Origin of the sequence: Micromonospora sp. NPDC005174 (genome assembly GCF_040608495.1) — a bacterium.
GTDB lineage: Bacteria > Actinomycetota > Actinomycetes > Mycobacteriales > Micromonosporaceae > Micromonospora.
Genome location: NZ_JBEXIJ010000018.1, coordinates 93,642 through 118,565, shown reverse-complemented (window position 1 = coordinate 118,565; position 24,924 = coordinate 93,642). Strand labels below are relative to the sequence as shown.

General features: G+C 71.7%; 24 protein-coding genes and 1 pseudogene. 10 read left to right on the top strand and 15 right to left on the bottom strand.

What is annotated here, in order from left to right; all coding sequences use genetic code 11:
* Nucleotides 1–59 precede the first annotated feature (59 nt).
* Nucleotides 60–755, bottom strand: a complete 696-nt coding sequence (locus ABZU91_RS20670) for a hypothetical protein (RefSeq protein ID WP_355242639.1) — start codon at nt 753–755, stop codon at nt 60–62.
* Nucleotides 756–895: 140 nt separating this feature from the next.
* Nucleotides 896–1,462, bottom strand: a pseudogene (locus ABZU91_RS20665) (helix-turn-helix transcriptional regulator); the annotation flags it as partial.
* Nucleotides 1,463–1,575: 113 nt separating this feature from the next.
* Here ABZU91_RS20665 and ABZU91_RS20660 point away from each other — a divergent pair.
* Nucleotides 1,576–2,373, top strand: coding sequence for an alpha/beta hydrolase (locus tag ABZU91_RS20660; RefSeq protein WP_355242636.1), 798 nt, complete (start codon nt 1,576–1,578; stop codon nt 2,371–2,373).
* Nucleotides 2,374–2,595: 222 nt separating this feature from the next.
* Here ABZU91_RS20660 and ABZU91_RS20655 read toward each other — a convergent pair whose 3' ends face one another.
* The 4 genes from ABZU91_RS20655 to ABZU91_RS20640 form a co-directional block, all read right to left on the bottom strand.
* Nucleotides 2,596–3,555, bottom strand: a complete 960-nt coding sequence (locus ABZU91_RS20655; protein ID WP_355242633.1) for an asparaginase — start codon at nt 3,553–3,555, stop codon at nt 2,596–2,598.
* 94 nt (nt 3,556–3,649) lie between these two features.
* The gene (locus ABZU91_RS20650; protein WP_355242630.1) at nt 3,650–4,477 is read right to left on the bottom strand and encodes a 3-keto-5-aminohexanoate cleavage protein; all 828 of its coding nucleotides are present in this window, start codon (nt 4,475–4,477) and stop codon (nt 3,650–3,652) included.
* 23 nt (nt 4,478–4,500) lie between these two features.
* Nucleotides 4,501–5,613 carry a folate-binding protein gene (locus ABZU91_RS20645; RefSeq protein WP_355242627.1) on the bottom strand — a complete coding sequence of 371 codons (1,113 nt, stop codon included), beginning with the start codon at nt 5,611–5,613 and terminating at the stop codon, nt 4,501–4,503.
* Nucleotides 5,610–6,014 carry a Fur family transcriptional regulator gene (locus ABZU91_RS20640; protein WP_355242704.1) on the bottom strand — a complete coding sequence of 135 codons (405 nt, stop codon included), beginning with the start codon at nt 6,012–6,014 and terminating at the stop codon, nt 5,610–5,612. The genes ABZU91_RS20645 and ABZU91_RS20640 overlap by 4 nt, the downstream gene beginning before the upstream one ends.
* Before the next feature lie 93 nt (nt 6,015–6,107).
* On the opposite strand from ABZU91_RS20640, the gene ABZU91_RS20635 reads away from it, so the two are divergent.
* Entirely contained in the window at nt 6,108–6,989 is an 882-nt protein-coding gene (locus tag ABZU91_RS20635; protein WP_355242624.1) for an aminotransferase class IV, read from the top strand.
* 3 nt (nt 6,990–6,992) lie between these two features.
* Here the strand turns inward: ABZU91_RS20635 and ABZU91_RS20630 are convergent, their stop codons facing one another.
* Entirely contained in the window at nt 6,993–7,583 is a 591-nt protein-coding gene (locus ABZU91_RS20630) for an FABP family protein (protein WP_355242622.1), read from the bottom strand.
* Nucleotides 7,584–7,641: 58 nt separating this feature from the next.
* Entirely contained in the window at nt 7,642–7,746 is a 105-nt protein-coding gene (gene mtfM, locus ABZU91_RS20625) for a small membrane protein MtfM (RefSeq protein WP_305076120.1), read from the bottom strand.
* A 12-nt stretch (nt 7,747–7,758) separates the two neighbouring features.
* On the opposite strand from mtfM, the gene ABZU91_RS20620 reads away from it, so the two are divergent.
* From ABZU91_RS20620 to ABZU91_RS20610, 3 genes are all read left to right on the top strand, one after another.
* Complete coding sequence (locus ABZU91_RS20620) at nt 7,759–8,133, top strand: DsrE family protein (protein ID WP_007465736.1); 375 nt, start codon at nt 7,759–7,761, stop codon at nt 8,131–8,133.
* Nucleotides 8,134–8,204: 71 nt separating this feature from the next.
* Nucleotides 8,205–8,585, top strand: a complete 381-nt coding sequence (locus ABZU91_RS20615; protein ID WP_355242619.1) for an SCP2 sterol-binding domain-containing protein — start codon at nt 8,205–8,207, stop codon at nt 8,583–8,585.
* Nucleotides 8,582–10,636, top strand: a complete 2,055-nt coding sequence (locus ABZU91_RS20610; RefSeq protein WP_355242616.1) for a glycogen debranching N-terminal domain-containing protein — start codon at nt 8,582–8,584, stop codon at nt 10,634–10,636. Before ABZU91_RS20615 ends, ABZU91_RS20610 begins: the two co-directional genes overlap by 4 nt.
* A gap of 9 nt (nt 10,637–10,645) precedes the next feature.
* Here ABZU91_RS20610 and ABZU91_RS20605 read toward each other — a convergent pair whose 3' ends face one another.
* A complete protein-coding gene (locus tag ABZU91_RS20605) occupies nt 10,646–11,410 on the bottom strand; it encodes a hypothetical protein (protein WP_355242701.1) in 765 nt (254 codons plus the stop codon).
* Between the two features lie 261 nt (nt 11,411–11,671).
* Between ABZU91_RS20605 and ABZU91_RS20600 the strand changes: the two genes are divergently transcribed.
* A complete protein-coding gene (locus ABZU91_RS20600) occupies nt 11,672–16,045 on the top strand; it encodes a S8 family serine peptidase (protein WP_355242613.1) in 4,374 nt (1,457 codons plus the stop codon).
* 65 nt (nt 16,046–16,110) lie between these two features.
* On the opposite strand, the gene ABZU91_RS20595 is transcribed toward ABZU91_RS20600, so the two are convergent.
* The 5 genes from ABZU91_RS20595 to ABZU91_RS20575 all read right to left on the bottom strand — a co-directional run bounded on the left by ABZU91_RS20595 (nt 16,111) and on the right by ABZU91_RS20575 (nt 19,633).
* Nucleotides 16,111–16,431 carry a DUF1416 domain-containing protein gene (locus ABZU91_RS20595; RefSeq protein WP_355242610.1) on the bottom strand — a complete coding sequence of 107 codons (321 nt, stop codon included), beginning with the start codon at nt 16,429–16,431 and terminating at the stop codon, nt 16,111–16,113.
* A gap of 2 nt (nt 16,432–16,433) precedes the next feature.
* Complete coding sequence (locus ABZU91_RS20590) at nt 16,434–17,282, bottom strand: sulfurtransferase (RefSeq protein ID WP_355242607.1); 849 nt, start codon at nt 17,280–17,282, stop codon at nt 16,434–16,436.
* A 210-nt stretch (nt 17,283–17,492) separates the two neighbouring features.
* On the bottom strand, nt 17,493–17,570 hold the full coding sequence (locus ABZU91_RS20585) for an Ms5788A family Cys-rich leader peptide (protein WP_310503780.1): 78 nt from the start codon (nt 17,568–17,570) through the stop codon (nt 17,493–17,495).
* Between the two features lie 116 nt (nt 17,571–17,686).
* Nucleotides 17,687–18,475, bottom strand: a complete 789-nt coding sequence (locus ABZU91_RS20580) for a DUF2993 domain-containing protein (protein WP_355242604.1) — start codon at nt 18,473–18,475, stop codon at nt 17,687–17,689.
* Nucleotides 18,476–18,580: 105 nt separating this feature from the next.
* Nucleotides 18,581–19,633, bottom strand: a complete 1,053-nt coding sequence (locus ABZU91_RS20575; protein ID WP_355242601.1) for a hypothetical protein — start codon at nt 19,631–19,633, stop codon at nt 18,581–18,583.
* A gap of 241 nt (nt 19,634–19,874) precedes the next feature.
* On the opposite strand from ABZU91_RS20575, the gene ABZU91_RS20570 reads away from it, so the two are divergent.
* The 3 genes from ABZU91_RS20570 to mshD all read left to right on the top strand — a co-directional run bounded on the left by ABZU91_RS20570 (nt 19,875) and on the right by mshD (nt 22,655).
* Entirely contained in the window at nt 19,875–20,594 is a 720-nt protein-coding gene (locus tag ABZU91_RS20570; RefSeq protein WP_179781168.1) for a response regulator transcription factor, read from the top strand.
* A 135-nt stretch (nt 20,595–20,729) separates the two neighbouring features.
* The gene (locus ABZU91_RS20565) at nt 20,730–21,641 is read left to right on the top strand and encodes a polysaccharide deacetylase family protein (RefSeq protein WP_355242598.1); all 912 of its coding nucleotides are present in this window, start codon (nt 20,730–20,732) and stop codon (nt 21,639–21,641) included.
* 87 nt (nt 21,642–21,728) lie between these two features.
* The gene (mshD, locus tag ABZU91_RS20560) at nt 21,729–22,655 is read left to right on the top strand and encodes a mycothiol synthase (protein WP_355242595.1); all 927 of its coding nucleotides are present in this window, start codon (nt 21,729–21,731) and stop codon (nt 22,653–22,655) included.
* A gap of 181 nt (nt 22,656–22,836) precedes the next feature.
* On the opposite strand, the gene ABZU91_RS20555 is transcribed toward mshD, so the two are convergent.
* Nucleotides 22,837–23,184, bottom strand: a complete 348-nt coding sequence (locus ABZU91_RS20555; RefSeq protein ID WP_355242592.1) for an SH3 domain-containing protein — start codon at nt 23,182–23,184, stop codon at nt 22,837–22,839.
* Between the two features lie 610 nt (nt 23,185–23,794).
* Between ABZU91_RS20555 and pstS the strand changes: the two genes are divergently transcribed.
* Nucleotides 23,795–24,904, top strand: coding sequence for a phosphate ABC transporter substrate-binding protein PstS (gene pstS, locus ABZU91_RS20550; protein ID WP_355242589.1), 1,110 nt, complete (start codon nt 23,795–23,797; stop codon nt 24,902–24,904).
* The last annotated feature ends 20 nt before the right edge of the window (nt 24,905–24,924 follow it).

The window sequence follows — 24,924 nt, the reverse complement described above, 5'->3', positions numbered from 1 at the left end:
ATGTCGGCGACCCCGACTACGTCCGTCAAGGACGCCGTCGGGATCGCCGACAGGACGAACTACTCGGCCGCCGGGCGGCTCTGCTTGGTGGCCCGGGGCAGCTTGGCCGACGGGATCTCGGCCGGCTTCACGGCCTTCGCCCGGGCGGCCTTCTTGACGGCGGCCGGCTTGGCCTCGGCGATCTCGGCGACCTCGGCCGGGCTCGGCACCTCCGCCGGGGCCGACGTGGTGGCCTGAGTCGTCGTCGCGGCCTGAGTCGTCGCGGTCGTCGCCTCGGTGGCCTCGATGTCCGCGTTGACCGTCTCGGCGGCCTCAATCACGCCGGCGCCGACGACCCGCTCGCCACGAGCCACCAGCGCGCCGTACGCGGCGAACGCCCGCCCCTGGGCCGCCTGCGCCGCGGTCACCACCACGGCCGCATTGCGGGTGGCGGCGGCACGAAGCTTGTCCATGTCGGCGACCTCGCGCAGCTTGGCCAGGTCGGCCGACTCGCGCAGCTTGGCCAGGTCCAGCTCGGCCTGCGCGCGGTCGCGCAGGGTGCCGGCGGTCTCGTTGGCCGTACGCAGGGTCTCGGTGGCCTTCTGACGCAGCTCGAAGCCGGTCAGAACCGCCCGGCCACCCAGGTCGGCGACGACCCGGGTGCCGTGCACACCGACCGCCGCGGGCAGCTTGCGGAGCTGCTCGAGAGCCAGCTCGGCCGCACCGGCGGCGGCGTAGATCGGAGCGGGGATGCGGTTGGTCTTCGGCTCGGTCATGACGTCTCCTCCTCGGCCGTCTCGGCGGCCTTCTTCTTCTCGGGGGTGTTGCTCGGGGCGGGTGCGAGCTTCTCGGGGGTGCTGCTCGGGGCGGGTGCCGGGCCTGCCTCGGTGACGGCGACCGATTCGAGCACGGCCTCGGTCGGGGTGCCGCCCGCGGTGGTGGGACCGGTCGCTGCCAGGTTGGCCACGTCGGCGGGCGCGTCGGCGGGCGCGTCGGCGACGTCGGTCGGGGTGGTCGTCCCGGTCGCGCCCTGGGTGGTCGTCCCGGTCGCGCCCTGGGTGGTCGTCCCGGTCGCGCCCTGGGTGGTCGTCCCGGTCGCGCCCTGGGTGGTCGTCCCGGTCGCGGCCTGGGCCTCGGACAGTCGGGCGTTCTCCCGGCGGAACGTCTCGTAGATCTGGCTGAGCGACTGCTTCTGGGCCATCGTCAGGTCGGGGTCCACCGCAATGGCGGCGAGCACGCCGTGGCCTTCCTTGTCGTCGAGCAGCCCGGCCCGCAGGTACATCGCCGGAGTCGACACCCGCAGCGCGCTGGCCAGCTGCTGGAGCACCTCGGCGCTGGGCTTGCGCAGACCGCGCTCGATCTGACTGAGGTACGGGTTGCTGACCCCCGCCTGCTCGGCAAGCTGGCGCAGAGAGATCTTGGCGTTGCGGCGCAGATCGCGGATGAACCCGCCAACGTCGGGAAGGTCCTTTGGTGTCGCCATGCCGCCGACGCTAGACCGACCTGCTAACTCCTGCAAGCAAAATGCTAGCCAGAGTTAGCAAAGTCTCAGCGTCCCGTTTGCGTGCCGCCCCGCCCGGTCCGTACGGTCCGGTGGTGCACAAGATCACAGTCAATGGAGCAGTCATCGCGTACGACGAGGCCGGCAGCGGTTCGCCCGTCGTTCTGCTGCACGCCGGCATCGCGGACCGGCGGATGTGGCGGGACGTCCTGCCCGCGCTCGCCACCCGACACCGGGTGATCGTCCCTGACCTGCGCGGATACGGGGACTCGGAGCTACCGCCGACGCCGTTCGCGCACCACGACGACGTCGCCGGTCTGCTGGACGCCCTCGACCTGCCCCAGGCCGCCCTGGTCGGCTGCTCCTTCGGTGGATCGGTGGCCGTCGACACCGCCCTGGCGCACCCGGACCGGGTGAGCGCGCTCGCCCTGTTCGACACGGCGGTCTCCGGCAACGAGTGGTCCGAGGAAGCCAACGACCTCTGGGACGACCTGGTCGGCGAGGTCGACCCGGACGACTTCGTCGCGGGCGCGGCCGGCGAGGTGCGCTTCTGGGTGGTCGGCCCGGCACGTCAGCCCGCCGACGTCGACGCCGACCTGCTGGCGTTGGCACAGGAGATGGACCAGCGCGCCCTGGCCGCGGAACTGGCACTCGGCGCGGTGGAGGTGGGCGAGCTGACGCCTCCGGCGATCGGACGTCTCGGCGAGCTGAAGATCCCCGTCCTGGTCGCCGCCGGCGCGGCGGACGTGCCGGACATCCGCCGGCTCGCCGACCGGATCGCCGCCGAAGCCCCCAACGCGGTACGACTACCGGACGTACCGGACGCCGCTCACCTGCTGCCGCTGGAGCGTCCGGAGCCGGTCAACGCGGCCCTGCTCGACTTCCTGCCCTGAGCAACCCGCACCCCAACGCTGCCGCGCTCGGGCTCAGGCTCGGGCCCACTGCATCACCCCGTTGATCATGAAGTTGTTGCCATCCGCGACGGCGTGTCGTGGCAATAACTTCATGATCACGGGCGGGGTCGCCGTGACAGCCATGACAGCCGTGGCCCGGCTGTGGGGCGGGGCGGGGTGGGGTGGGGCGGGGCGGGGTGGGGTGGGGTGGGGTGGGGTGGTTCACCAGAGGGGGCGGATTGCGCCGACTGGGAGGCCGCCGCCGAACAGGGGCACCTCGGCGTACTCGGTCAGCACGGGGGCCTCCACGCCGAGCCGCCGCAGGGCCGAGACCAGCACCGGCATCCGGGCCCGGTCGGCCCCGTCGTCGATTTTGAGAGCGACCGCGCCGACGCCCGGCAGTCCGACCGCGAACACGCCCTCGGCACCGACCTTGGCCAGCAGGCCCGGAACGCCGCGCATCAGCCGGGTGTCGTCGGCCTGGGTGCCACCCACGATCTCCGGGTGGGCGCGCATCGCGTCGGCGACCCGGCGCGGCGCCGAGCCGGGCTCGGCATCGACCAGCCGGAGGTACGCCCCGGCCAGGCCGGTCAGCGACACCGCGAGCACGGGAGCGCCGCAGCCGTCCACCCCCACCGCCGCCGCCGGCTCGCCGGTGAACTCCTCGACCGCGGCCCGCAGCCCCTGCTGCAACGGGTGCTCCGGCCGCCAGTAGCCGTCGTGCGGCCAACCGGCGGCCGAACAGGTCAGCAGCATCCCGCTGTGCTTGCCGGAGCAGTTCATCTGCACCCGGTTCGGTCCGCCCCCGGCGCGCAGCACCGCTTCCCGGGCCGCCGCCCCGGCCGGCAGGTCGGGCGGGCAGTGCAGCGCTGAGGCGTCCAGCCCGGCCCGGTCGAGCAGCGCGCCGACCCGGGCCAGGTGGAAGTCCTCCCCCGCGTGGCTCGCCGAGACCAGCGCCAGGTCGGCCGGCTCGGTGAGCGGCAGTCCGGCGCGGAGCATCCCGATCGTCTGCATCGGCTTGCTGGCCGAACGCGGGAAGATCGGCGCGGTCACGTCCCCGGCGGCGGCCAGCGGCGCCCCGGTCGCGTCCAGCACCACCACCGAACCGCGGTGCCCGCCCTCCACGAACCCGGACCGGACCACCTCGGCGAGCGGTACGCCGCCCTCGTACGTCTTTCCCACGTGCTGGACGGTACCCAGGAGGCTGGACTGTCCGTCGGCGGGGTGACCAGGCCGTCCACCGCCCGGGTGACAGGGGCGCGGAAAGCCCTCGCCCTTACAGGCCGAGCAGCGCGCGGGCCTCGGTCGTGGTCAGCGGCGGCCGCTGCGCGAGCTGGGCGAAGCCGACCGCGCGGGCGACCAACTGCATGTTGGACTCGACCGGGCGGCCCTTGGCGTACGTCACCGTGTCCTCCATGCCGACCCGCAGGTGCCCGCCGGTCGACAGCGAGGCCAGCAGCACCGGAATCGTGCTGCGACCGATGCCGGTGGCCGAGAACGTGGTGCCCTCGGGCAGGTCCCGCAGCATCCGGTGTGCGGCGACGAGCGTCTCGGCGGTGCCCGGCATGCCGCCCGGCACACCCATCACGAAGTCCACGTGCACGTGCCCACCGGCCGGCAGCCCGTACCTGCCGAGCAGCCGCTGCAACGCGGACAGGTGGCCGAGGTCGAAGATCTCGTACTCCGGCACGATCCCGCGCTCCTGCATCCGGGTGTGCAGATCGACGATGAACTCCCAGCGGTTGAGGAAGACGTCGTCACCGAAGTTGACAGTGCCCATCGTGCAGGAGGCCATGTCCGGGCGAGCGTCGAGCACGGCGAGCCGGGACGCCTCCGGGTCGGTCACCGCGCCGCCGGAGGAGAGCTGCACGATCAGGTCGGTGCTCTGCCGCAGCGCCGCCACCGTCTCGGCCAGGCGGGCCGGGTCGAGGGTCGGCCGGGCCTCGTCGTCGCGGATGTGGACGTGGATCACGGCGGCGCCGAGCGCCTCGCACTCCTTGGCGGTGCGCAGCAGCTCGTCAAGCGTCACCGGCAGCGCCGGCACCTCCGCCTTGGCCGACTCCGCGCCGGTCGGGGCCACCGTGATCAACGTCCCTGTCGTCATGCCGGCGATCCTAGACGTGCCGGTCAGGACGGGTCGATCGCCGCCGCGCTCTCGCCGATCATCAGCGCGGCGTCGTCCGGGACGTTCCGCTTCAGGACGGCGAGGGCGACCTGGCCCAGCTCGTGGTGCAGCACCGCGGTGCCCACGAAACCCACCGCCCGACCGTCGAGGGTCACCGGCGTACCGGCGGTCGGCGGCTGGTCGGTGGTCACCCCGTCGAGGTGCAGCAGCACCAGGCGACGCGGCGGCCGGCCCAGGTTGTGCACCCGGGCGACCGTCTCCTGACCCCGGTAGCAGCCCTTGTCCAGGTGTACGGCCGGACCGATCAGGTCCACCTCGGCCGGGATGGTCCGGTGGTCGGTGTCCACCCCGACCCGGGGCTGCCGGGCGGCCACCCGGATCGCCTCGTACGCCCACAGGCCGGCGACCGGCACGCCCGCGCCGCGCAACTCGGCGACCACCTGCTCCATCGCCGAGCGGGGCACCAGCAGGTCGACGCCGAGGAGGCCACGTCGCGCCCAGCCGCCGATCGGCAGCGGGCGGACGTCGTACCGGATGCCCGCCCGAGGCGGCACGGCGCCGGCGGCGAACTTCGGACCCGGCACCGGGACCAGGTCCGGTGCGGCCAGCCCGGTCACGCCCAGCGTGCCCAGGGCCTCCGTCGCCGCCGGTCCGACCAGCGACAGCAGCGCCCGTTCGGCGGTCGCGTCGCGGGGCTCGACCTTGCTGAAGAACCGCATCTTCTCCAGGTACGACAGCAGGCCATCCGTCGCCCCCGGCTCGGTGTCCAGCCAGGTTGTCTCGCCGTCCTCGGCGACCAGGGCGTGCTGCTCGACGTGCCCGTGCGGGGAGAGCACCAGCAGCTCGGTGCCCTCACCGGCGGACAGCGTCGACAGGTGCTGCGAGGTGATCGTGTGCAGCCAACCGGCACGCTCCTCGCCGGGCACCGCGATGATCCCCCGGTGTGACCTGTCGACAAGACCGACCTCGGTGTCCAGCACACGCTGCTCGCGAAGCGGATCGCCGTAGTGGGCCGCCACGCCCCGTACGCCCGCCGCGACGTGCGCGGGGTCGGGCTGGTCGCGACTGGCCTCGTCGATGCTCTCGACGGCCACCACACCCGCGATGTCGATCATTTGTGGTCCCCGTTCTCGCAACGGCCGCAGACGCCGAAGAGTGACACGTGCCCGATGTCCACCCGGAATCCCCGCTGCGCCTCCAACTGCTCGGCGAGCGGACGGAGCAGCTCCGGATCGATCTCGTCGATCGCGCCGCACTCCCGACAGACCAGGTGGACGTGTTGGTGCTCACCCGCCGCGTGGTAGGTCGGCGAACCGTGCGAGAGGTGCGTGTGCGTCACCAGGCCGAGCCGTTCCAGCAGCTCCAGCGTGCGGTAGATGGTGGTGATGTTGACCCCGGCCGCGACCTCCCGGACGGCGGCGTGCACCCGCTCCGGGGTGGCGTGGCCCAGATCGAGCACCGCCTGCAGGACGAGCTGCCGTTGGGCCGTCAGCCGCAGCCCACGGGCCCGGAGCATTTCCGCGAGGGAGGATTCGGACACCGTCCGATCATAGTTCGGCAATCGCGCCGACCTCCTGCGCGCCGCCGACCGCCGCTACGCTCGACGGTCATGGTGACGTCGTCCGTCGGTAATGTCCCGGCCACGCCGAGCACACGGATCGCCGTGCTGGGGCGCGGCCCGATCCCGGCGGACGAACCCGTTCTCCGCGGCGACGACCTGGGCGTCCTGCGCGGCGACGGGCTCTTCGAGTCGATGCACCTGCGCCACGGGCGGCCGTGGCTGCGCGACGAGCACCTGGCCCGGCTGGTCACGGCGGCAGCGGCCGTCGACCTGGAGCTGCCTCCGACCGACACGCTCACCGATCTGCTCGACTCGGTGCTCGCCGGCTGGCCGGCGGAGGTGGAGGGCGCGTTGCGTCTGGTCTGCACCCGGGGCTCGGAGGCCGGCGGCCCGCCGACCGTCTACACCACGCTGAGCGCGGTGCCGGAGTCGTCACTGACGGCCCGTCGGAACGGGATAACCGTGGCCATCCTGCCGCTGGGGGTGCCCGCCGACGCACGTACCGGCTTGGACTGGCTGCCGACAGGCATCAAATCCACCTCGTACGCGGTCAACAGCGCCGCCCGCCGCTGGGCTCGACGGGCTGGGGTGGACGACGTGCTCTGGGTCTCGTCGGACGGGTACGCCCTGGAGGGGCCGATCGCCAACGTGGTGTGGCTCACCGGCGACACGATCTGCACGGTGCCCGCCGCCACCACCGGCATCCTGCCCGGCACGACCGCCGCCTGGCTGCTCGCTCACGCGCACGAACTGGGCCTGAACGGGGCCGAGCGGATGGTGACGCCCGAGGAGCTGCACACCGCCGACGGGGTCTGGTTCAGCTCCTCGGTACGCGGACTCGCCGAGGTGCGGATGCTGGACGGGGTACGCCGGGACCGCTGCCCGCGTACCCCCGCCCTGCACGAACTGCTGGGTTTCCCCGTCGATTGAGCGTCAGCCGCCGACCCGGACGAGCCGCGCCGAGAGGTGCGGGCTGAGCGGGTGACCCAGCGCGGCCATCTCCTGGGCGTAGAGCAACGCGCCCTCGACGATGCCGAAGAGACGGTGGCCTCCGGTGACCTCCTTGGCGGTCGCCGTCCGCACCACCGCGTCGGTGGTGAACTCGACCTGGGTGCCGGAGCGCTTGCCGAGGTGCAACTCCATCACACCGGTCGGAGTCGTCAGCAGGGCCTCCAACTCGTCGGTGGCCCGGCCGTCCACCAGCACCGGCCGCCACCAGCCGACCTCACGCCCGGCCGGGCGGACGGGCCGGCTCTGCTCGTCGAGGATCCAGGCCCGCGACTCGTAGTGCAGGAACGGTCGGCCGTCGTGGCTGATCCGGATCTCCTGCGCGTAGTCGAAGTCCTCGATGGTGGGGAAGCCACCCTTGCCCCGACCGCGCCACAGACCGACGTACGGCAGCAGGCCGTCCAGCGCGGGGTGCAGCTTCGGGCCGACGCGCAGGTCGTAGCTCTCCTCGTACGGGTACTCGTCGACCGGAGGCGCGTTCAGCCACGGCGGTTGCAGCGGATTCTCGTCGCTCACGCGGAGCCACCTTTCGTTCGCGACTGCGGGGCTCGCAAACCCGGCTCACTCCTCGCGCTCACCAGCGTCCCCTCGAAATCTTCACTGCCAGGTAGACCAGGCCACCGGCGAGTCCGCCCAGGCCGGCGACCAGCAGGCTGACGAACCCGATCTCGGTAACCATCCCGACCATCCTATGCTGGGCCTCATGGCCCGCTCTCTCGTCGTCAAGGTCACCGCCGGGGCGGACGCCCCGGAGCGCTGCGCCCAGGCGTTCACGGTCGCCGCCACGGCGGTCGCGGCCGGCGTGGACGTCTCGCTCTGGCTGACCGGGGAGTCGACCTGGTTCGCGCTGCCCGGCCGCGCCCAGGAATTCGAGCTGCCGCACTCCGCACCGCTGGCCGAGCTGCTGCACGTCATCCTGACCAGCGGTCGGGTGACCGCCTGCACCCAGTGCGCGGCCCGCCGGGAGATCGGCCCGGACGACGTACTGCCCGGCGTGCGGATCGCGGGTGCCGCGGTGTTCGTCGAGGAGGCGTTGGCCGAGGGCGCACAGGCGCTCGTGTACTGATCCTTCACTCAGCCGGGTGGCGGAGTTCGGATACCGACCCGGCAACCCGAAGCGCTGCCTACGATTCGAATGTGACCGAGGCGACCCAGCGGTTCTTCGAATCCCTGCCGGAGCGCGCCCCGACGGTCCTGCGCGGCCTGGTCGCGGGAACCCTCCAGATCGACCTCGGCAATGGCCACCAGACCGAGCACTGGCTGGTCCGGATGCGGCCGGGCGCAATCCAGAGCAGTCGCGAACGGGGTGCCGCCGACGCCATCTGGTACAGCAGTTCGACCCTGTTCGACAGGTTGATCACCGGCGAGGCCCAGGCGCTCGCCGCCGTGCTGCGCAACGAGAGCACCTTCAGCGGTGACGTGGTGCTCTTCCTGGCCTTCCGCCGCTTCTTCCCGGACCCGCCGGGCACGAGGGACCCGTGCGAGGTCGCCCGCGAGGCAGTCGGGCGGCGTTCGTGAAGGACCTCGTCAGCATCCTGGACGGCAACACCTTCCTGGTCACCGACCATCGCGGGGACATCGAGCCGTCCTTCGACTTCCCGACCGGGCTGTTCTCCTTCGACACGCGCTTCCTGTCGAGCTGGGTGCTCACCCTCGACGGCCAGCGGCTGCACGCCCTCTCCGTGGACGCCAGCGAGTCGTACCGGACCACGTTCTTCCTCGCGCCCGGCGAACCCACCCACTACCTGGACGCCAAGGCTTCGGTGATCCGCAGCCGGGAGATCGGAAGTGGCTTCGACGAGGAGCTGACCGTCCTCAACCACTCCGGCGAGGAGGCCGAGTTCACCGTCCGGATCGAGATGGGCAGCGACTTCGCCGACCTGTTCGAGATCAAGCACGCCCGGCAGAAGGTGGGCCGGACGACGGTCGAGGTGACCGACAACGAGCTGCGCCTGACGTACCGGCGGGAGGGCTTCCACCGGGAGACCCAGATCCGCTCGACGGTGCCGGCGCAGGTCGACGTCGCCGGGATGACCTTCCGCGTCCGGATCCACCGCAACAGCGAGTGGACGACCCGGCTGCACATCTCCACCATCGTCTACGGGGCACGGGGCGAGGACATCCGGACCACCCTGCCGTTCTCGGGCAGCCGCGGCGGGGACGCCATCCGCGCCGAACACCGGGCGCTGATCGACCGGGCGCCCACGCTCGGCTGTGACTGCGAGCCGCTGGCCGGGGCGTACCGGCGCAGCCTCAACGACCTGGCCGCGCTGCGCTACGAGTCGATCGCCCTGGGCACACGGCTGATCGCCGCCGGGTTGCCGTGGTTCATGACCCTGTTCGGCCGGGACAGCATCATCACCTCGTTGCAGGTGTTGCCGTTCCTGCCGCAGCTGATCCCGCCGACCATCAGCATGCTGGGCGGCCTGCAGGGCCATCGGGTGGACGACTTCCGGGACGAGGAGCCCGGCAAGATCCTGCACGAGCTGCGGTACGGCGAGACGGCCGGCTTCGAGGAGCAGCCCCACTCGCCGTACTACGGTTCGGCCGACTCGACGCCGCTGTTCGTCATCCTGATCGACGAGTACGAGCGCTGGACCGGTGACACCGCGCTGGTCAAGCAATTGGAGCCGCAGATCCGCTCCGCACTGGCGTGGATCGACACCTACGGCGACCTGCTCGGCACCGGCTACCTCTGGTACCGCACCCGCAACCCGGAGACCGGGCTACAGAACCAGTGCTGGAAGGACTCCTGGGACGCCATCTCGTACGCCGACGGCCGGATGCCCGGCTTCCCCCGGGCCACCTGCGAGTTGCAGGGCTACGCGTACGACGCGAAGATCCGTGCCGCCCGCCTGGCGCGCGAGGTCTGGAACGACCCGGCGTACGCCGACCGGCTGGAGCGGGAGGCGGCGGCGCTCAAGCAGCGGTTCAACCGCGACTTCTGGATCGCCGACCGCGGGTACTACGCGCTCGCCCTGGACGCCGACGGACAGCAGGTCGACGCCCTGACGTCGAACATCGGGCACCTGCTGTGGAGCGGGATCGTGGACGAGTCCCGGGCCGGCAAGGTGGTCGAACATCTGCTCGGGCCACGGCTCTTCTCCGGTTGGGGGGTGCGGACACTCGCCGAGGGCGAGGGCCGTTACAACCCGATCGGCTACCACGTGGGTACCGTCTGGCCGTTCGACAACTCGATCATCGCCTGGGGACTGAGCCGGTACGGCTACCGGGAGGAGGCCGGGCGGATCTGCGACGCGATGCTGGCCGCGTCGGAGTACTTCGACGGGCGGCTGCCGGAGGCGTTCGCCGGGTACGCCCGCAGCCGCACGGGCTACCCGGTGGAGTACCCCACCGCGTGCAGCCCGCAGGCCTGGTCGAGCGGCACCCCGCTGTTGTTGCTGCGGGTGATGCTCGGGCTGGAACCGCAGGGCGAACACCTGATCATCGATCCGGCCGTACCGCCGGGGATGGGCCGGGTGGAACTGCTGGACATCCCCGGCCGCTGGGGCCGCGTCGACGCGTTGGGTCGCAGCCGGGGTCCGCAGGACCAGGAGACGGCCGGCTGACCCGGCGACTCAACCGGGGCAGCCGACGGTGGCGGCCACCCGTGCGGCGTCCGGGCCGAATTCGGCCAGCACGGTCGCGTCGCCGGCGCGGTACGCGTACACCGGGGGGTTGTCCAGCAGTGGGTTGCCGCCGGCCAGCGGGGCGAGTGCGCTGGCCGTGGCCGGACCTGAGCCGGCGGCGGACCGTGCGGTACGGGCCAGCGTGCCGTCCGGGCACGGCGCGGTGACCAGCTCGGGTGCGCCGTCGGCCGGACGGTTCAGCGCGGTCAGCGCAGCCGTGAGGGCCGCCGCTTCCGGGCCGGCGGCGGTGGCCGGCGCGGGCTCGTAGCCGGCGCCCGGCGGCCGACAGCCGGTGTCGACGGTCAACCGCAGCCGCCCGTCCCCGGTCGGCCGCCCCTCGACGGCGACGAACTCTCCGGCGTCGGCGCGCAGTTCCGGGCCGTCCAGTCCGGGACCGACCCCCGCCCGCCAGGTCGCCGGCAGTCGATCGGCGATGGCGGTCAGCACGGTCCGCTCGGTGCCGGCGGGCGCCAGCACACCGACCTCGCGACGCAGCCTCGCGCCGTCGGCGAGCGGGGTGACGCGGCATCCCGCGCTGACCCGCGCCGGACCCAGCTCCAGCAACCCGGCTGTCCCCGCGGCACGGACCAGCTCACCGACCGCCCGCTCGACCACCGGGACGGCCTCGGCGAGCGTGCGCTGCTCGCGCACCGTCGGCGGGTCGTTGCGGACCGACAGCCAGGTGAGCCCGGCCAGCAGCAGGGCCCACAACACGGTCCCGACCAGCAGCCAGCGCCGCCCACGCCGGGCGTGTGCCGGCGGGGCGGGGTCGCTCGACGGGGGCCAACCCGTCTGGACAGCACCGCTCACCCGGCCATGGTGTCACGAGCTGTCCTCCGCTCCGAATGGCAGTGGCCCACGGCCCGACAACCTGCCACTCGGTCTGAATAACGCCAGGTCACCGGCCGATCGTTAGTCATTGAGCACCGTCCGAGCAGGTCCCGAACCCATCGGGACCCCATGTGGGGAGGAACAGTGCTCCGACCATCGAACCCGAGATCCGCTGTCTGGCGGACCGCCGTGGCATGCGGCACCGCCCTGCTGGCCCTCACCGCCCAGCCCGCAGTCGCCACCCAACCCAGACCCGCGCCCGCCCGCGTCGACCAGCGACTGCTCCGCCAACTCGGCACGACGGGCAGCGGCACCTTCCTGGTCTACCTGCGCAGCACCGCGCCGGTGGCGAGGACCGCCAAGCTGCGTGACCCGGACGACCGGGCCCGCGAGGTGCACCGCCTGCTCACCACGACCGCCACGCGCACCCAGAAGGGTCTGCGCAAGCTGCTCACCAGCCGCAAGGCGCCACACACCGCGTACTGGATCGCCAACGCGGTACGCGTGACAGGTGATCGCGGGCTGCTCGACGAGATCGCCAAGCGGCCCGAGGTGGCGAGAATCGAGCCCAGCCGCAGCTACCCGCTGCTGCGACCGACGCCCGCCACCGGCAGCCGCGCGGAGGCGAACGGCCCGGAGTGGGGGCTCACCAACATCAACGCCCCGCGGGTGTGGAGCGAACTCGGCGACCGGGGCGACGGCGTGGTCGTCGCCACCATCGACAGCGGCGCCCAGTACGACCATCCGGCGCTGGTCGGGACGTACCGCGGCAACCTCGGCGGTGGCACCTTCGACCACGACCACAACTGGTACGACCCGGCCGGCGTCTGCCCGAGCGCGGCGCCCTGCGACAACGCCGGCCACGGCACGCACACCATGGGCACGATGGTCGGCGACGACGGAGCGGGCAACCAGATCGGCGTCGCTCCCGGCGCGAAGTGGATCGCCGCGAAGGGCTGCGAGACCGACTCGTGCACCGACGCCTCGCTGCTCGCGGCCGGCCAGTGGGTGCTGGCCCCGACCGACCTGGACGGGCAGAACCCCCGCCCCGACCTACGCCCCGACGTGGTCAACAACTCCTGGGGCGGCGCCGGGGGCGACCCGTGGTTCCAGCAGACCGTCGCGGCCTGGCGTGCAGCCGGCATCTTCGGAGTCTTCTCCGCCGGCAACGACGGTCCGGCCTGCGGCAGCGCCGGCTCACCCGGAGACAACGCCGACGCGTACGCGGTCGGCTCGTACGACGTGCAGAACACCATCTCCGACTTCTCCGGCCGGGGCGGCGGAACCGACGCGCGGTCGTACAAGCCGAACGTCGCCGCACCGGGCAGCAACGTGCGCTCCAGCGTCCCCGACAACTCCTACGCCGCCTACGACGGCACCTCGATGGCCGCGCCGCACGTTTCCGGCACCGTCGCGCTGCTCTGGTCGGCCGCACCGACCCTCAGGGGCGACATCGCCGCCACCGAGGAGCTGCTGGACCGGACCGCCCACGACGTCGACGCCACCGCCTGCGGAGGCACCGCCGCCGACAACAACGTGTTCGGCGAGGGCCGACTGGACGCGTACGCGGCGGTAGCGGCCGCGCCGCGCGGCGCCGTCGGGCGGATCAGCGGCACGGTCACCGCGGCCGGAGGCGGCGACCCGCTCGCCGGCGCGACAGTCGGCGACGGCACCCGCAGCGTCACCACCGGCGCGGACGGCAGGTACGCGCTCACCGTGCCGGCCGGCGAGGCGACCGTCGCCGTCAGCGCCTACGGGTACGCCGGCCAGAGCGCCACCGTCACCGTCACCGAGGGCGGGGAGGTCACCCGGGACTTCGTCCTGGCCGCGAACCCGTCCGTCACCGTCAGTGGCCGGATCACCGACGCCTCCGGGCACGGCTGGCCGCTCTACGCACGGATCGAGGTCGCCGGCCGTCCCGGTGGACCGGTGTTCACCGACCCGGCCACCGGCTGGTACACGTTCACCGTGCCGGGCAACACGACGTACCGGCTCACCGTCACCGCCCGCTACCCCGGCTACCGCACGGCCACCCGGGACGTGGTCACCGAGGGTGGTCCGGTGACGGCCGACATCGCCGTACCGGTCGAGACCTCGTGCACCGCGGCCGGCTACACCGGCAGCCTCGGTACGCCCCTGCTGGACGAGAGCTTCGACGGCAGCGCCACCCCGGACGGCTGGTCGGTGCGGAACCGGACCGAGGACGGCGGCTGGACCTTCACCGACGCCGGCGAGCGGGGCAACCTCACCGGCGGCAGCGGCGCCTTCGCCATCGCCGACAGCGACCGTCTCGGCTCCGGCCGGACCCAGGACACCGACCTGGTGACCCCGACCGTCGACCTGCGCGGCACACCGGCACCGGTCCTGCGGTTCCACAGCGACTGGCGGGCCGTCGGGGTGAGCGACACCGCCGACGTGGACGTCTCCACCGACGGCGGCGCCACCTGGAACACGGTCTGGCACCAGACCACCAGCCGACGCGGACCGCTCGTCGAGGAGGTACCGCTCGATCCGGCGGCCGGGGCCTCCGCCGTCCGGGTCCGGTTCCGCTTCCACGGCAGCTTCGCCTGGTGGTGGCAGGTGGACGACGTACAGGTGGTCAACCGTGACTGCGTGCCCGCACCCGGCGGCCTGGTGCTCGGCGTGACCACCGACCGCAACACCGACACCCCACTCAACGACGTCACAGTGGTCAGCGTCGACCGCCCGCAGGACCGCGGCAGGTCCACGCCGACGCCGGACGACCCGAGGACGCCGGACGGCTTCTACTGGCTCTTCTCCGGGCTGACCGGCGCACATCGGCTCACCGCCAGTCGACCGCCGTACCAGGTGGCCACGGAGACGGTGACGGTGCCGGCCGACGACGTCCGTCGCCTGGACGTGGCGCTCGCCGCCGGTCGGCTCACCGTCACGCCGCCGACCGTCCAGTCGTACCAGCCGTACGGCAGCACCCGGACCGCGAAGCTGCGGATACGCAACACCGGCAGCGCGCCGGCCGCCGTCAACCTCGTGGAACGCAGCGGCCGGTTCGAGTTGCCGTCCAAAGCCGGTGCGCCACTGCGGGAGCAGAGGACGAAGGGGATCAGCAAGGCCCGCGCGGGCACCGCGTACGGCCCGGCCGCAACCGAGGCGGCGCCACGGGCGCAGGACGCCTGGAGCAGCATCGCGGCCCTTCCGGCGGCGGTCTACGACAACGCGGCGGCCACCCTCGACGGCAAGGTCTACTCCGTCGGCGGTGGCGGTGGCAGCGGCCTGGAACGAAAGGCCTGGCGCTACGACCCCGACACGGACACCTGGACGGCGCTGCCCGACATGCCGAGCGCCCGGGCCAAGCCGGTCGCGGCGGCCGTCGGCGGCAAGCTGTACGTCTTCGGTGGTTGGGGCGCCGACGACGAGACCGTCGCCTCGGTGGACGTGTTCGACCCGGCCACGGACACGTGGAGCACGCTGGCCGGAGCGGGTAATCCCTTCCCGGTGGCGGCGGCCGGCGGGGCGGTCACCGGCGGGAAGGTCTACCTGGTCGGTGGCTGCCGGGACAACGACTGCGCCGAATCGGACCGGCTCGTCGTCTTCGACCCGGGCACCGGCACGTTCCGCACCGGTGCGGCGTACCCGCACACGGTGTCCTGGCTCTCCTGTGGCGGCATCGGCAGCGCGGTCTACTGCGCCGGGGGCACCGGCGACGCCGACTACACCGACGCCTACCGGTACGACCCTGCGGCGGACGCCTGGCGGCCCCTGCCGAACCTGCCGGTGGACCTGTGGGGCTCCCAGTACGCGGCGGCCGGTGACCTCCTGGTCCTGGCCGGCGGGGTCACGGGCGCGTCGACCACGGTGACCAACCGGACCATCGCGTACGACCCGGTGGTCGGGAGTTGGCGCGACCTGCCCAACGTCCAGTCCGGTCGGTACCGGGGCGCCGCCGCCTGCGGCGCGTACAAGATCGGTGGTTCGCCGTCCTCGTTCGTGGGCTCCACGGACGGTGAACGGCTCGGCGGCCTGGAGCTGTGCGCCGGAGAGGCGGACCTGCCCTGGCTGACGACGAAACCCGCCACGTTCACCCTCGCACCGGGCGCCTCCCGGACGGTCACCGTCACATTGCGCGCCTCGGCCTCGGCCGGTGTGGCCCAGCCCGGCACCTACTCGGGCGAGCTGGGCATCGCATCCGACACGCCGTACCGGGTCCCCGCGGTGCCGATGCGGATGACCGTGTCACCGCCGGCCAGCTGGGGCAGGATCCAGGGCACCGTCACCGGAATCACCTGCGCCGGGGTCACCGTCGGGGTCGCGGCGACGGTTCGGGTGAACCGGGTGGGTACGACCACCGGCTGGACGCTGACCGCGGACGCCAACGGCCGGTACGTCTGGTGGCTGCCGAAGGGTCGCTACGAGGTGATCGTCGCCAAGGACGGGTGGATACCGCAGACGCAGCGCACGCGTGTCAGGGCGGGCATCGTCGACACCCTCGACGTCGTCCTCGACCCGGCCTCGTCCTGCACGAGAGCCACCGGAATCTGACCGCACACACGACCGGGGCCGGCCACCCAGCAGGGTGACCGGCCCCGGTCGATCGAAGCGGTGGGTCAGGCGACGGTTACGGCCACCTCGTTGATGCCCCGGCCAGCGGTGACGGCAGCGTCGCCGTTGCCGTGCCGGGACAGCGCCCGTAGCGTCCACGAGCCCGGCGCGGCGAAGAACCGGAACTGCCCGGCGGCCGAGGTCACCACCTCGGCGGTGAACTCACCTGTGGAGTCGAGCAGCCGGACGTACGCGCCCGGCACGACCTCGTCCGCCGCCGAGCGGACGATGCCGGTGATGACGGTTTCCTTCTCGAGGTCCAGGCTGGCCGGCAGGGGCGCGGCCTGGTCGGGTGCGGCGCAGCCCGCAGCGGTGGGAGCAGTCATCGTCAGGCCTCCCCGGGCTCGTCGCCGAGAGCGACCGGCACGCCGACCAGCGAGCCGTACTCGGTCCAGGAGCCGTCGTAGTTCTTCACGTTGCGGTGACCGAGCAGCTCCTGCAGCACGAACCAGGTGTGCGAGGACCGCTCACCGATCCGGCAGTACGCGATGGTCTCCTTGCCGTCGTCCAGCCCGGCGTCGCCGTAGATCTTGCGCAGCTCGTCGTCGGACCGGAAGGTGCCGTCCTCGTTGGCCGCCTTGGACCACGGCACGCTGATCGCCGTCGGGATGTGACCGGCCCGCTGCGCCTGCTCCTGCGGAAGGTGGGCGGGGGCGAGCAGCCGGCCGGCGAACTCGTCGGGGCTGCGCACGTCGACCAGGTTCTTGGTGCCGATCGCGGCGACGACCTCGTCGCGGAAGGCCCGGATGGAGGTGTCCGGCTCCTGCGCGACGTACTGGGTCGCCGGGCGGGTCGCCGTCTCGGTGACCAGCGGGCGGGCGTCCAGCTCCCACTTCTTGCGGCCACCGTCGAGCAGCTTGACGTCGCGGTGACCGTAGAGCTTGAAGTACCAGTAGGCGTACGCCGCGAACCAGTTGTTGTTGCCGCCGTAGAGGATCACGGTGTCGTCGTTGCTGATGCCCCGCTCGGACAGCAGCGCCTCGAACTGGGTCTTGTTGACGAAGTCCCGGCGAACCTGGTCCTGGAGGTCGGTCTTCCAGTCGATCTTGATGGCGCCGGTGATGTGGCCGGTCTCGTAGGCCGAGGTGTCCTCGTCGACCTCGACGAAGACGACGCCCGGGGCGTCGAGGTTCTTCTCGGCCCACTCGGCCGATACGAGTGCGGTGTCGCGACTCATCGAATCACTCCCTGGTGAGGATGGATGGTGAGCCAACGCGCGAATATCGATGGGTTGAACTGTCGCACCGCGCGCGGGACCCAGCGGAAGGACGGGATCACGGGGTTCGTGCGACGGCGCCGCTGCCGGGCATTCGGTGGGATCACCGGAAAGGATCGAGGACCCTGCGTGCCGGTGGCCGCCGTCAGGCGGCCGAAAACAGCCCCGCCGTCAGATGACAGGGCGACACAGGCAGGTGGCCACGCGGCACAGGTCGACCGCGCGCCGTTTGGTGAGGTGGGTCCCCATGGTCACGGAGCCTACCAGCCAGTGACCGGGCTGCCACCGTAGCGACCACCATCCGGGAATCGGCCGGCTACCGGGCCGCCGCGTCGTCCCAGCGGCCCGGACCGTTGACGCGCCACTCAGCTGACGGAGTTGATCGGCACGTTCTTCGCGTCGGCGGTGACCGCCAGCCCCTCGGGCAACGGCTGGACCTTCCGGACCGCGAGTTGGAACGGCAGGTCGGGCAGCGGCACGTCGATGGAGATGCCCTTGGCGTAGTTGTTGAGCACCGTGCGGGCCAGCGGCAGGTTCGGCAGACCCGCGGCGTCCAGGTTGTTGAACCGCAGGGCCACCTTGCCGTTCTCGCCGACGGTGACGTCGGCGGTGCCGGCGACGGTGAACTTCCGGCCGAGGATGTCGACCGGGGCGGTGACGGCCAGCTTGCCGCCCTGCTCGCCGAGGGTGAGCCCGGGCCGGTCCAGCAGCGCGGCCAGGCTCTCGTAGCTGACCGTGCCGGTGCCGTTCACCGTGTCGGCCACGATGTCACCCTGGCCGGAACGCAGCGTGTCCAGCGAGGCCCGCACGTTGTGGGCGTCGACGTCCAGCACCGGCAACCGTACGGCGTCGCCCTCGACCGAGGCCTGCACGTCCCGCAGCGAGATGGAGATGCGCTCGTACCGCCCGTCGAGCACCTGGGTGAGGAACGGCACCCCACCGACCTCGACGTCGGGTGCCGTGGACTGCGCGCCCTGCTTGCTGATCTCCTGGCTGACCCGCTCGGCGATGAGCCGCTCGGCCACGCCGACCGCCACCCGGTCGGCGACCACGAGCAGACCCGCCACCACGAGGAGCAGGACGACCAGGCCGATGAGCACCTTGCGTCCGCGCCGTCGGGGCCGGGTCTCGCCAGCCGGATAATCGTCGGCCACGCCGCCTCCTGTCTCTGCCCGCCGCGACACGGCGGGACGTCCGAACTCGTGCCGCAGCGCGGCGCAACGGAAGGTACCCGACGGGCACCGGCCTCAACCGTGGGCTCAGAGGAAGAGCATGCACATGGCGTACGCCGCGGGCGCAGCCAGGGCGAACCCACCGAGCGGTCCCTGCATGTGCCGGGCGACCCACATGGTGGGCGGCTCTCCGGCCATCAGGCGGCCTGCCTCCGCGTACCCCACCGCAAGGTCGGAGAGGACGGCGGTGACGGCCGCGACCAGGCCGATCACCGCGGCTTTGGTCGGGGTGAAGGGGGCCACCAGATAGCTGCCGAGCAGCGCGCTGCCCAGCGTGCCCACCATCGCGCCGCCGACGACGCCGGCCGCGCCCCGGGGCACCTGCGGGGCCAGCCGGGGCCACGGCAGCACCGCGTCGGTGAGCCGGGCGACGGTCAACGCGACCCCGCTCGCGGTCAGGCAGACCGTGATCGCCTGGGTGCCGGCCGGGATGCGGCTGAGCACGATCAGCGTGCCGAAGGCCACGACGCCGACCACGATGAGCAGGGTGGCGCCGAGCGAGTCGGTGACCCGGACCCGGTCGACCCGGCGGACCAGCTGGCCGAGCACGGCGGCGAGGAAGCCGCCGACGGCCAGGTAGCCCAGCGGCGCCAGACCGGCGATGTCGCTCCGGACGGCGGCGACGTCGGCGGCAGCGGCGACGACGGCGCTGATCCCGCCGACCAGCAGCAACGCCGGTGGGCGCATGGCCATCGTCCAGGCGAGGACGAACAGCAGTTGGACGCCGAAGATGATGAAGGCGAACGGCAGCCGGTGGCCCGGTCCCGACGTCTGCGCGCCGAGCACGAGTCCCACGCCGAGCAGCGCGGCGAAGCCGGCGATGGTCAGCGCCAGCGGACGGTGCACCTCGACCGGAGGGATGACCTCCTCTTCCGGCTCGTCGACCTCGTCCTCGCTGCGACGGGCCGGCTCTCCGGCACGACGGGCTCGGCGCGGACCACGTTCACGGCGCTCGCCCTCGGCGGGCGCCGGCCCGGTACGCGGCGCGGGCGGGTGGCCACGGGTCGGAGCGGCCGGACCCGGACGGGGGCCGTCGACCCACGAATCGCGGCCGGCGTCGGGCGAGGTAGAGGGAAACACGCCCCGATCGTGCCAGATCGGCCGCCCGACGCGACGGTCACGGGTTTCAGCAACGTTAAAACCTGTGCCACGATCAGGGGCAAGCTAGACAAACAGGAAATGGCCTGCGGGCGCAGCCGAGGCGATCGGTTACGCTCAACGCCTTACCCGCCCGTCAGCGACGCCGGGACCACGCAATTTCTCAGCGCACTCCCTCACGAGTGTGTCTGGTCGCGTGCGGCGATGCGCCGCCGGGACGGAGGTGATCGTGGAGATCCTGCTGCTGGTGACCGCACGCGCAGGGGAACCGTCGGCTGTGCTGCCGGCACTCGACCTGCTGCCACACTCGGTGCGCACCGCGCCGCGCGACGTCCGCACCCTGGTTGCCGGGCCCAGCCCGGACGCGGTGCTGGTGGACGCCCGGTCGGAGTTGAGCGAGGCCCGGGCGACCTGCCGGATGCTGCACGCCACCGGGCTCGGCGTGCCGCTGGTCGCGGTCGTCACCGAGGCCGGCCTGATCGCGCTCAACGCGGACTGGGGCGTCGACGACGTCATCCTCGCCTCCGCCGGCCCCGCCGAGGTCGAGGCCCGACTGCGGCTCGCGGTCGGTCGCCTGAGCAACGCGACCGCCGGCGCCGGCGGCTCGATCCGGGCCGGGGAACTCACCATCGACCCCGACACGTACGCGGCAAAGCTCAAGGGTCGCCCGCTCGACCTCACCTACAAGGAGTTCGAGCTGCTGAAGTTCCTGGCCCAGCACCCGGGCCGGGTCTTCACCCGCGACCAGCTGCTGCGCGAGGTCTGGGGGTACGACTACTTCGGTGGCACCCGGACGGTGGACGTGCACGTCCGGCGGCTGCGCGCCAAGCTCGGCTCCGAGTACGAGTCGATGATCGGCACGGTCCGCCAGGTGGGCTACAAGTTCGTCGTACCGCCGTCGCGGTCCCTGCCCGAGGCGGAGCACGCACCGCTGCCCGTCTAGCTCCACCTGATTCCCCATATGCCCCTTTTGCGCATCTCGCCGGTCCTATTCTGACTGCCGGGTTTGTCGCAAAAGGGGGTTCAGGGTGCGCGCAGGTAGCACGGGGGCGACGGGCCGGCGGCTCCGGCCGACCGGATGGAAGCCGTGACGCGGGTCAGCTCGACCGCGCGGGCGGCAGGGATCGTGACAGTGGTGGTGGCGGCGCTGCTCGGCTCGGCGTACGTGCTGGGCCGCAGCCTCGTCCCCGACCAGCCGCAGCGGCACGCCACCGGCGTCACCACCGACGCCGACGGGCCGCACTACGCCGACCAACCACCCGAGCGGCCGTCGGCCGCGAGCCCCAGCCCCAGCCCCAGCCCCAGCCCCAGCGCCAACGCCAGCCAGAACGCCGCCGGTCCCACCGAGGCCGGCCAGGACGGCACGGGCCGCGACGCCGGCGGCGACAAGCTGTTCGGCGCCCACACCGGCACCGGCACCGCCCGACTCGCGCTGACCTTCGACGACGGTCCAGACCCGCGCTACACACCGCAGGTCCTCGCGACGCTGCGCGAGTACGACGTCAAGGCCACGTTCTGCGTGGTGGGCGAGAACGCCCAGGACCACCCCGACCTGATCCAGGCCATCGTCGCCGACGGCCACACGCTCTGCAACCACTCCTGGCACCACGACGTCACGCTGGGCAACCGGTCCGCCGACCAGATCCGCGCCGATCTGGTACGCACCAACGAGGCGATCCGAGCGGCCGTGCCGGACGCCCCGATCGTCTGGTACCGGCAACCCGGCGGCGCCTGGACCTACCCGGTGGTGTCGGTGTCCCAGCAGCTCGGCATGACCCCTCTGCACTGGTCGGTGGACCCGTCGGACTGGCAGGCGCCCGGCGCCGACAAGATCGCTTCGACGGTGCTCGCGCAGGCGCGAGCCGGGGGCGTCGTGCTCATGCACGACGCCGGCGGCGACCGGCAGGGCACTGTCGACGCGCTGCGCCGAATCCTGCCCGAACTCAGCGCCCGGTACGAGCTGGAGGCGCTGCCCACCGACCCGACGTGAGCCGGTCATCCTCCTCCGGCGACGGGTCCAGGGCGCTACTCGGCAGACAGTCCGGGACGCACGGGACGCAGCGGCTACGGTGACGGGATGAGCAGCGCGGAGCCGACCAGCGACCAGGTGACCCGGACCGACCGACTGTCCCCCACGGAGATCGCCGGCGTACTGGCCCTGGCCCGCACGGCGGGCGACACCGATGGCGCGGACCCGCTCGACGAGCACGTCCTGCTCCGCCTGCGCGACCCGGACGCTCCGGCCGTGCACCTGCTGGCCCGCGCGGACGACGGCACCCTGACGGGGTACGCGCACCTGGACACCACCGACCCGGTGGACGGGATCGGGGTGGAGCTGGTGGTGCACCCGGCGTACCGGCGGCGGGGCACCGGCCGGGCGCTGGCCCGAGGTGTGCTCGCCTCGGCGACCGGACCGTTGCGGGCGTGGGCGCACGGCGACCACCCGTCGGCGGCGGCACTCGCCGTGGACCTCGGATTCACCCGGACCCGGGTGCTCTGGCAACTCCGCCGGCCGTTGGCGGCGCCGCTGGGCGAGCCACGCCTCCCCGACGGGGTGGTGCTGCGCGCGTTCCGGCCCGGCGCGGACGACGCGGCATGGCTGACTCTGAACGCGCGGGCCTTCGCCGAGCACCCCGAACAGGGCCGGTGGACCTCGGACGACCTGCGGGTCCGTCTGGGCGAGCCGTGGTTCGACCCCGCCGGCTTCCTGCTCGCCGAGGAGACCGCGACCGGCCGGCTGCTCGGCTTCCACTGGACGAAGGTGCACGAGCGGCCCGGGTCGGCCCGCATCGGCGAGGTGTACGTGCTCGGGGTCGAGCCGACCGCACACGGCGGTGGCCTCGGGCGGGCACTGACCACGGCGGGGCTCGCGTACCTGCGGGACAAGCGGGGTCTGGACCGGGTGATGCTCTACGTCGACGACTCGAACACCGGGGCTGTCGCCCTGTACGAACGACTCGGATTCGCCCGATGGTCCGCGCACATCAACTACCACCTGGGCTGAAGGCCGGCCGTAGCGGGCTGGCAGAACCTCACCATGGTTCTGCCAGCCCAGACGAGGAAAGCACCACCGTTCAATGGGGTGGGCTAACACCCGCAAAGCGCCAGGAGATATGCCTGCCAATTGCGGTGTGGCTGCGGCTCCGCCGTGCCGAACCAGGGCGTCTCAGCGATCTGCATCAGGCCTAGCATTCGCTATTCACATTACCCATTTGATCACCCTGCAGATAGATTCCACTAACCCAACCGTGGCCACCATTCTTCAGATCAATCAGAATCCAGTACTTGTTCGTGTAGCCAAGATCCTTGACCGTCTGACCAATGACGTAACACTCAGCGGGGTAGCTGTTGGAGGCATAGATCTTGCCAACAACGGAGGCGCTGGTGCTGGTATTGGATCGAACATTCGCATCATGCCAGGCCCACACCGTGTAAGGTGCCGCGAGGGCAGGCGTTCCTGTAGCGATCAAGCCCAGACTTACAGTGGCAGCACTTACCGCCATGGCCCGCGGAATCTTACTAATCACCTTCATTGCAATATCCTTCCCTCGCGTTCGCCTTGAGATAGGATTACCACCCCAGACGGGAATGTCAATGAATGGGTCGGGGAGCATTCTCTTACGGTTCTCTTCATCCCATCGCAGCCTCGCATTAAGCGCGGGTTCATCTCCATGTACGAGCAGCGCTTCGACGCTGGAGGGTCGGATGGAACGATCGAAAAGTCGCCGATTCGACATCCACGCTGACAGGACAACATCCAGATCCCACGACCAGCCAACACCTAGGGGGTCAGGATTTAACCCAGCGCGGGGACGAGGCAGAACCGATTGCGAAGCCGCCCGAGTCTGAGGTTCCGGCGCTCGCCGCAGTGGTCAGGTCGCCGGCTGGTCACGAAATGTGTCGGCGAGATAACAGCGTACTAGAAATATAACCATACTTCCGACAGGTGCATCGCAGTTCACTTAACGGACAACTCACCCTCAGCGAGCGGTCACCTCAGGGGCCGCACGTGTTCACCTCGCGTTCACTCGCGACCGGCGAACCGGCTACCTGGCACTTCTAACTTTCGTGTCAGCCGGTCAGTGCCGGTCCTCGGCCCCCGGGATCGGGGCGCCAAGTCAGACGCGAAGGGAAACCCCTCAGGTGAAGCTCCAGCGGTACGGCACTATTGCCTGCCTCGCTCTTGCCGCGACGCTCGGCCTCAGTGCATGCGGCTCGGACAACAACGAGCCCACTTCCGGCGCCAGCGCCTCGGGCTCCGCCGCCGCGGTCGACTGCGGTACCGGCACGGTGAACGCCCAGGGCTCGTCGGCCCAGAAGAACGCCATGGCCGAGTGGATCAAGGCCTACCAGCAGAAGTGTGCTGGCACCACCATCAACTACGAGGCTTCCGGCTCGGGTGCCGGCATCCAGGCGTTCATCGCCGGGACCGCCGACTTCGCCGGCTCCGACTCCGCGCTCAAGCCGGAGGAGCAGCCGCAGGCCGACGCCAAGTGCGCCGGTGGCAAAGCTCTCAACCTGCCCATGGTGATCGGCCCGGTCGCGGTCGTCTACAACGCCGGCAGCGGCGTGGACAACCTGCAGTTCAAGCCGGCCACCCTGGCGAAGATCTTCGCCGGCAAGGTCACCAAGTGGGACGACCCGGCCATCAAGGCGGACAACCCGGACGCCAAGCTTCCGTCCGCCGCCATCCAGACGGTCCACCGCTCGGACGAGTCGGGCACTACCGACAACTTCACCAAATACCTGTCGAAGACCGCCGAGTCGGACTGGACCTTCGGCAACGCCAAGGCGTGGAAGGCCCCGGGTGGTATCGGTGCCGCCAAGTCCGACGGCGTGGCCAGCAAGGTCAAGAGCACGGTCGGCACGATCAGCTACGTCGAGTGGTCGTACGCCGAGAACTCCGGCCTGAACAAGGCCAAGGTGCAGAACGGTGCCGGCGAGTGGGCCGCGCTGACCGCTGAGTCGGCCGGCAAGACCATCGCCGGGGCGAAGATCGATGGCCAGGGCGACGACCTCAAGCTATCGATCGACTACAACACCAAGGAGGCCGGGGCCTACCCGATCGTCCTGGCGACGTACGAGATCGTCTGCAGCAAGGGCCTCGCGGCCGACAAGCTGAAGCTGGTCAAGGGTCTGCTGAGCCACGCCGCCAGCGCTGAGGGCCAGAACTCCCTGACCGACCTCGGCTACGCCCCGCTGCCCGAGACGGTCCGCACCAAGGTCGAGACCGCGGTAAAGAACCTCTCCTGACCCGACCCCACACCTCCGCA